Raw genomic sequence first — 7,378 nt, forward strand, 5'->3', positions numbered from 1 at the left:
ATATTATAGTATATGAAAAAAACAGCCTATATATGTCTTCTCGTTTTTATCGGAAGTCTGTTCGGATGCGTCGATAAATTTGAAGAAGTTAATACAAACGGTAACAAGATGTATGAAGCGGAATTACCCAACATCTTCGCCGGAACAGTCTATCGGACGATGAATACGGTAGCCGAATTTAATTTCATGAATGGAAACTTGTTCGCTCGCTATTTGGTATTGGGTTTTAGAACAACCCCTTCCCAGGATGAAAGCAACGGTTATTTCAGAAAATTCTACATTGATATCTTGCGTGATTTGAACGATTGCGAATTACAATATGAAGGGAAAGAAGGTTTTGAAAACCGTTTGGCAATTGCCAAAACGTGGAAAGCGTATGTATATTATGTCATGGTTTCCATGTACGGAGGTATTCCCATGAGCGATGCCATATTGACCGATTCTTCTAATAAACGAGACTTCAAATACGATACAGAACTCGAAGTCTATACAAACATTTTAAAATTATTGGATGATGCCGTGAATCTATATGATCCGGAAACTCCCTATACAGCAGATGTACTGATGCAGGATCCGGTATTCGGGGTAACAACCAATACAGCTACTGCAATGGCGAATGTTGCCAAATGGAGAAAGTTCGCCAATACGCTACGTTTAAGTATTGCCATGCAGTCACAAAATGTCAGCATGGATCTGGCGAGAGAAAATGCTGCTAAAGCCATGGAACATGAGGACTGGCTGATTGCCTCGGTGGACGAAATCGTACAACCGCAATGGGGTACCGACCGTAGTGCAGATCGTTCATACTATTGGGATCGTCTGTTAAGGCCATTAGAAACAGGGACATTGAGTGATTCTACATTTCCGGCATTGGCAGAATACTTAGCGATCTATCTGTTCACATTCAACGATCCCCGTATCGAAGCTTTTGTGGAAAAGTCGAATGCTCGTGGTACGGCAGCCGACAATCAGTTCCAAGCTCGGGATACGATTACACGGCCTCACGTATGTGGCGTGTTGGATTGTCCGGATTGGTTAAATCATACAATGGACGGGATGAACGATTTCCGTCGGGATTCGATAGTCGTAGGCCACTCGGTACCTTATGTGCCCATGCGAGAACAAGTTAGAATGCCGAGCGGTTGGGAAGCTGCTTACAAACCGGGAAGTACTACCGAACGAACAACGGACCCGTTAAATACAAGAAGCGTTTATAATCCTTCTTACGTTAAAGAAGAGTTTATAAAAATCGACGCCAAATTCCGTATCTTAAATTGGGCAGATGCCTGCTTCTTGAAAGCAGAAGCTAAAGTATTGTTTGGATTAGGCAGCAAGAGCGCTCAAGAATATTACGAAGACGGTATTCGTGCCTCATTTGCCCAATATGATATTTCCGGAGTCGATGAATATATGGCACAAGACGGTGTTAAATGGGGTACGGACAAAATCGGATTCAAGGATAGCCGTGGATTATATCAAGCTAAAATTATGGGTTCTAACGGCCAGGAAGGACAATTGGAACAAATTTATAAACAACGCCATTTCGCAGACTTCTTTAACGGAATCGAAGGATGGAACTTAGAACGTCGTACACGAGCTTTCGGTTGGCCTCCATTCATCTCCGGAGGTGCATCTTCGAATGTAGACGGTTTGAATACAATGTATAACTTCTGGACAGAACGTATGATCTATCCGCTGACTGAATCTTATCAAAATAAAACCGAATACTACAAGGCTGTGGATAATCTGCAAAAAGCAAGTCCGTATGCCCGCCCGGACAGATGGGGAGACAATATATGGACCAGTTTGGACTTCGCTAAAAAAGATCCGGCACTCGATACGGCGGACGAGTTGTATTTGGGTAATAAAGTGATCTTCTTCCGTGCCGAATATTTCGAACACCTGTATGGAACAACTTATGAAGAAATGGTGGACTATGCAAAAAGAGTATCCGGAGAAACAAATGAAGAAAAAGCTTTGATCAAAGCGCTGGATTATGAAGTTGTATCCGTACTTAAGAGTGGATATTTAATAGACTAATTTAACATTTACAGTAAATATAGAATTACATGAAAGTAAATAGAATCTTAATATACAGTCTGTTATTGGCAGGCATAACAATTACTTCCTGTAAAGATGACAATCCTTCGATAGATGATTATTGGTTGAACTATGAAATCGAGGAGGTAAAAGTAACACAGGATATCCCGGTAGGGGTATATCTCTACAATCCGCAAAATGCACTTGAAACTAATGTAGATCAATGGACCCGTATCACTGAAGAACAGGATGTCGCTGCCGGTAAACTCGGACCAAATACGAAGCCTTGGTATGACCTTCCTGAAGCTCTGGAAGCTGGTAAATATCATTTGGCGGCAGATACGATCGGAGCCCGGGCTATGCAAAAAATCATAGAATGGTGTCACTATGGTCGCATCGATTTTATGGTTCTTCCCGGAATCAACGAAAATGCCAATGACATCTATCCGTTAAATATCGGACGAGATACCGCATTTATCGATATGGTACGCGGATTGAACGATACACTGCCTAAAGTAGAGTTGAACGGAGTGAAATTTGCCCTGATGGTCAACATGAACAGTATGTGTTCTGATTTGAACAATAACAAATTAGTGGAAAATGTCGATCCTACGAGAAAAACATATCCGGTTATAGAGACAATTCCGGATATAAATAATCCGGGAATGGACATCGTCGTGACAACACGTGTCGATACATTGATTAAACGATCAGACCGTATTTGTAGTTACTTTAAACGTATTTCCGATTATTTCTCAGACCCGAATTACTACCATACAGGAGGACGCCCTGTCGTCGTAATAGCAGATGCTAACAAATTGTACACTCAGGATTCTTATCGTATGTACACGGCCATTCGGGATACGGTGCGTAAACATACCGGAAAAGAGATGTATCTCATTGCTCAACAAGGAGCGTGGACTCCGCCTGAAAGGTTCCATTATTTCTATTTATCGGGAAAAGTCGATGCTGTAACTATGAAGAATATGTGTGCAGTCGGAGGCGCTCAATATGAACGGGTTATACTGTTCGACCAATTTGTAAACGAAAATTACAAATATAACAAGGAAGTGTTCTGGTCGAGATATAATATAGATTTCATTCCGTCTGCATCTCCGGGCTATTCACAATATGTAGCGACCGAGAATAACTCTAATTATCCATGGATGCCTAAAACGCAGGAACGGTTCTGGACAATGTGTAATGTCGCCAAAATGAATCTCGGAACAAATCCGATGGTATTGATCGACTCATTCAATGACTGGGCATTCGATTCATGTATAGAGCCGACTGACCCGTCGTATGGAAAAGGTTATGGACTTCTATATCTCGATATGGTAAAAGATCAATTTAAAGTAAAATAACAATCTACTTGAATAAAAAGAGGTGCTTTTATGTGCCTCTTTTTATTCCTCTTATGCAAATTCTGTTTTTCGGACTGAACAAATAGAACAATCGAAAAATTTTCGCAAATAGTCTCGAAAGAGTAAAATTATACATAATACACATAAAAAATAGATATGAAACACATCTTACGACACATCTTTATTGCCTTGTTGGGGATGTATTCTTTAACTTCCTATGCTGAAGTTAAGGAATCGACGAATAACTGGTATGTGGGCAATACACAGCCGGGAGATTGGATTCAGTACAAAAAAGTATGGTTATCGGCCGGTCACTACCGTTTCACCGGTCGCATAGTGGGAAACGGTGAAGGACAGACCGTACACTTGGAAATTAACGGAAGTACGTTGAAAAACGGAGTAGAAGCACCGTATAATTACACCAACACATTTGACCTGGCACATTTAGGCCATAAACAGTTGGAAGAAGGTTATTATGATCTGAAACTCGTATTCGAAACCGGAAATGTCAATTGTGACATGGTTTTTATTCGCAAAGATGACAATACTTCTGACAATGTCCTTGATACGGACATTGATTTCGAAAATAACTGGAACGACGGAATGCACACGTTTGCTATCGGAGGTCATGCCGGAGCTACTCGGGAATTGGCAAAAGGCGGTGACAGCGGTGATGATGCGACATGGACTTCAGCAGCTCCGGAAAAGGCTCAATATAGCAGAAATCAGGTCATTTCATGGAATAAACAGTCGATCTATAATTTCAATTTAGGCTATACACAAGAGGCAGCGGACATCTATATTTCGGAAATGGTCGAATCGAAAGTCGAAGTAATTTTCGCTCATGGACGTGGAGAACCGGATGGAGGCGCCGAAGAATATGATATTGAAGACCGTGGATATGCTACCGGACCCGGAGGGTTACCTTGCGCAGGTTTAAAATACATGGTAGAAGCAATAAAAAGAAACCCGAACGCTCGAGATAATATCAAAATCGCCTATTTTATAGATAATGCTCCTTTCCCATTGGCAGTAGAAAAATATTTGGGAGAAAAATTCGATGTAGCAAACCCCGAACACCAAAAATTCGTATATGAATATGCCATAAAGAAATGGTATGAAACCGTACCTCGGGAAATGCTATTCTTTACCACTCCGGATGAACTCAGCGATAGAGATTCATTTCAAGAAGGTGCAGGTGTAAAATGTGTTCCGATGCAATGGTGGAGTGCCGATGCCAATATGGAACAGTACCAATATAGTAGCAAACAATGGTCGGAATTTTTCTTATATATCAAGCAACGAATGAAAGAAGATTTCGACCTCGTTCCGGCATTTATCCTTGCCGATAACTTCTTAAACAAAGGTGATGCTAAAATGAAGTACATTGCTTGGGGATTACAAGGTTGGTTCGGATGGGCAGATATGGAAAACCGTTGCCAGATCGTAACGCACCGTGATGCCAGAAAATTCGCTTTTGCTTTCAACGGTGGTCGCCAACCGATGATGAACCTTGTGCATACCAACTGGAATCCGGAAACCAATGAAGGTACATGGGTAAAAAACGGAATGCTTTACAATAGCTGGAAACCGGAATTCGATACACACGTCAGTTCTCTTTTGGAAGATGGTGAAACTCCTCGTATTCGACACATCTTTGAAGAGGGTCATGAAGTAGGAGCAAAATGGATCGTATTGGAAGCCTGGAGCGACTGGCGGGAAGGTTCGGTATGGCACCGAAGCGACCATCCGGAACACCGGTTCCCGAACCAATATATGAGCCTCGTACGCGAATTTGCGGATAGAGAATCAAAATCTATCATATTGGAAGCTGAAGGATGCGATGAATATCATAGTGCACAACCGGGAAACGCCGGAGGAAGTTACCGTCTCGCCTGGTATAAAGAATCGGAAAAAGATAAAGACTATTTTGATGCCAACTTAGAAGTGGATCTAAGCATATTCCGTCCGCTTCACCATTTATCGGAATTAAGCAAACAATACATAGATGGACTCGATAAGCCGGCCAACAGTATTGCTGCCGGTCTGAGAGATGTATGGATGGTATGCGGAAGCGAAATTTATTGTAATGAAATCGACGGACATCCGGTAAAAAACTGGAAACCTGCAAGACAATACATGGCTACCAAAAAAATATCTTTCGGAAGCAATACCGTTTGGGCGCTTTCCGCTTCAGGAAATCCTTATTGTGCAGCACTACCGAATAATCAACCCTGTGAAGTATCGAACGGATGGACTGATAAATCCGATCCTAATATCAAAATTGTCGATATAGCAGCGACAATGTCTATGGTATGGGGTATCGATGACCAAAATAACGTATATTACCGCAACCATTCAGGAAGCAAGCCTTGGACTAAAGTTCCGGGAGAACTCACTTCGATAACTGCCGATGTCAATTCGGTATGGGGTTTCAACCCGCAAGGAGAAATCGTTCGTATGTCTGCACAACGCAAAAGCGGGTGGGAAGTCATCAAGAATCCATACAAAATCATCAAATTAAGCGCCGGAAATGAAGAAGTCTGGGGTATAACCGAAGATAACAAAGTTTATCGTATGAGTGATTCGGGATTCGGAGAATGGCAATATGTTAATGAAGGATTTAAAGATGTCAGTGTTGGTGTAGATTATGCTTGGTTATTAGACGTTGACGGATACCCATGGAAATACGAAATGAGCGGATTCCAAGACATTACAGCATTCCAGATAAATCCGATTTATACAAGCGTTACGCCGGTAGAAGTAAAAGCTTCTGTAAATGTAGCTCCGAATCCGTTTAAAGATCGCATCAAAGTAACGGTAAATGCTTACAATGAAGAAGATGTTACACTTACTGTTCATGATTTGAACGGCAAAGTATTATTAACCAAAAAAGAAAGTGTTCATTCCGGTACAAACGAAATTACCATCGATGAAGCTTCACAATGGACACAAGGCGTATATATTCTTACCGTAGAATATTCCGCAGGCCCTGAGAAAATAAAAATAATAAAATCAAGATAATTATTTTCTCTCATGTTTTCCATGTATCTCCTTGTCTGGTGCAATATTCCGGACAGGGAGATTTTTATTACATACCTATTTTCATCAAATAAGAGACTGTCTAAATTTTAGTCGGGTCAGGTTTGAGATTTTCTTTCAAGGATATTTTTATGCTTTTACGAGGAGGATAGCAAGCTATCTGACGAGGGAAAACGGGAAAAAAGACCTAAAGAAAACGCAAAAATGACCTGATAATATTTTTTGTCGGGAAATTTAGAGGAGTGGCTCTACACAAGTTTCAAATTCAAAAAAGAAACAAATAACGAACACTTATTTGTCATTCATCTTTTTTCTCTATCCTAAATATACTAAACAACAATCCACCTAATATTGCACCATATAATGTACCAATATAAGGAGAAGAAGAAATAGGACAGTAACCTGATTCACATCCGATAAATTTCCAATATAGCAACCCGGCGACACTCCCTATCAAAATACCGACAATTAGCAGAACTACACGCATATTCAATTTCATTTCATTACCTTTTATCAATTAATAAAGATAAGAATATTTTACAGATAATCGGCATAAAACAGATTCTAAAGAATAAGAGAGAGCTTATTCAAGTCACACGACTCAATATCTCCTTTCTACAAGAAGATTTATCTATTATAGATACAATTATTCCAAAAATAGAAAACCCTAAAAAAACGAAGTAAAAAGAGCTAAAAAAACAACATTAAACACACCCAATATCAAAATTAAAACCGTGACCTAAAGCCTAAGCTAAATATTGCACGAACTTCCCATAGAGAACGAAATTAACGAGCATATCATTCATCAACATCATAACTTATATTCATTTTATCTTCGTTTCTTCGGTCCGGGCAAGAAGCATCGGAAGGGGGGGATAAAAAAAAGGGGAGACGATCTTTTCTCGTCTCCCCTTCCTATCTAAAATCGGCGG

The 7,378-nt window shown here is 40.5% G+C and carries 4 protein-coding genes; 3 read left to right on the top strand and 1 reads right to left on the bottom strand.

Features of this window, described 5'->3' with window-relative positions; genetic code table 11:
• Positions 1-12 precede the first annotated feature (12 nt).
• The 3 genes from AC0UMU_RS05955 to AC0UMU_RS05965 all read left to right on the top strand — a co-directional run bounded on the left by AC0UMU_RS05955 (position 13) and on the right by AC0UMU_RS05965 (position 6,428).
• On the top strand, positions 13-2,040 hold the full coding sequence (locus tag AC0UMU_RS05955) for a SusD/RagB family nutrient-binding outer membrane lipoprotein (protein WP_288641143.1): 2,028 nt from the start codon (positions 13-15) through the stop codon (positions 2,038-2,040).
• Positions 2,041-2,069: 29 nt separating this feature from the next.
• Entirely contained in the window at positions 2,070-3,404 is a 1,335-nt protein-coding gene (locus AC0UMU_RS05960; protein WP_009319594.1) for a glycoside hydrolase family 99-like domain-containing protein, read from the top strand.
• Positions 3,405-3,560: 156 nt separating this feature from the next.
• Complete coding sequence (locus AC0UMU_RS05965; RefSeq protein ID WP_288641146.1) at positions 3,561-6,428, top strand: DUF5010 domain-containing protein; 2,868 nt, start codon at positions 3,561-3,563, stop codon at positions 6,426-6,428.
• Positions 6,429-6,744: 316 nt separating this feature from the next.
• On the opposite strand, the gene AC0UMU_RS05970 is transcribed toward AC0UMU_RS05965, so the two are convergent.
• Positions 6,745-6,945 (bottom strand): DUF6132 family protein, encoded by a 201-nt coding sequence (locus AC0UMU_RS05970; protein ID WP_009319592.1) that lies wholly within the window; start codon positions 6,943-6,945, stop codon positions 6,745-6,747.
• Between the last annotated feature and the right edge of the window lie 433 nt (positions 6,946-7,378).

Source organism: Coprobacter fastidiosus, from assembly GCF_982245605.1.

Coding starts and splice junctions, on each gene's coding strand:
- AC0UMU_RS05955 (WP_288641143.1), top strand. CDS start 13: ATGAAAAAAACAGCCTATATATGTCTTCTCGTTTTTATCGGAAGTCTG.
- AC0UMU_RS05960 (WP_009319594.1), top strand. CDS start 2,070: ATGAAAGTAAATAGAATCTTAATATACAGTCTGTTATTGGCAGGCATA.
- AC0UMU_RS05965 (WP_288641146.1), top strand. CDS start 3,561: ATGAAACACATCTTACGACACATCTTTATTGCCTTGTTGGGGATGTAT.
- AC0UMU_RS05970 (WP_009319592.1), bottom strand. CDS start 6,945: ATGAAATTGAATATGCGTGTAGTTCTGCTAATTGTCGGTATTTTGATA.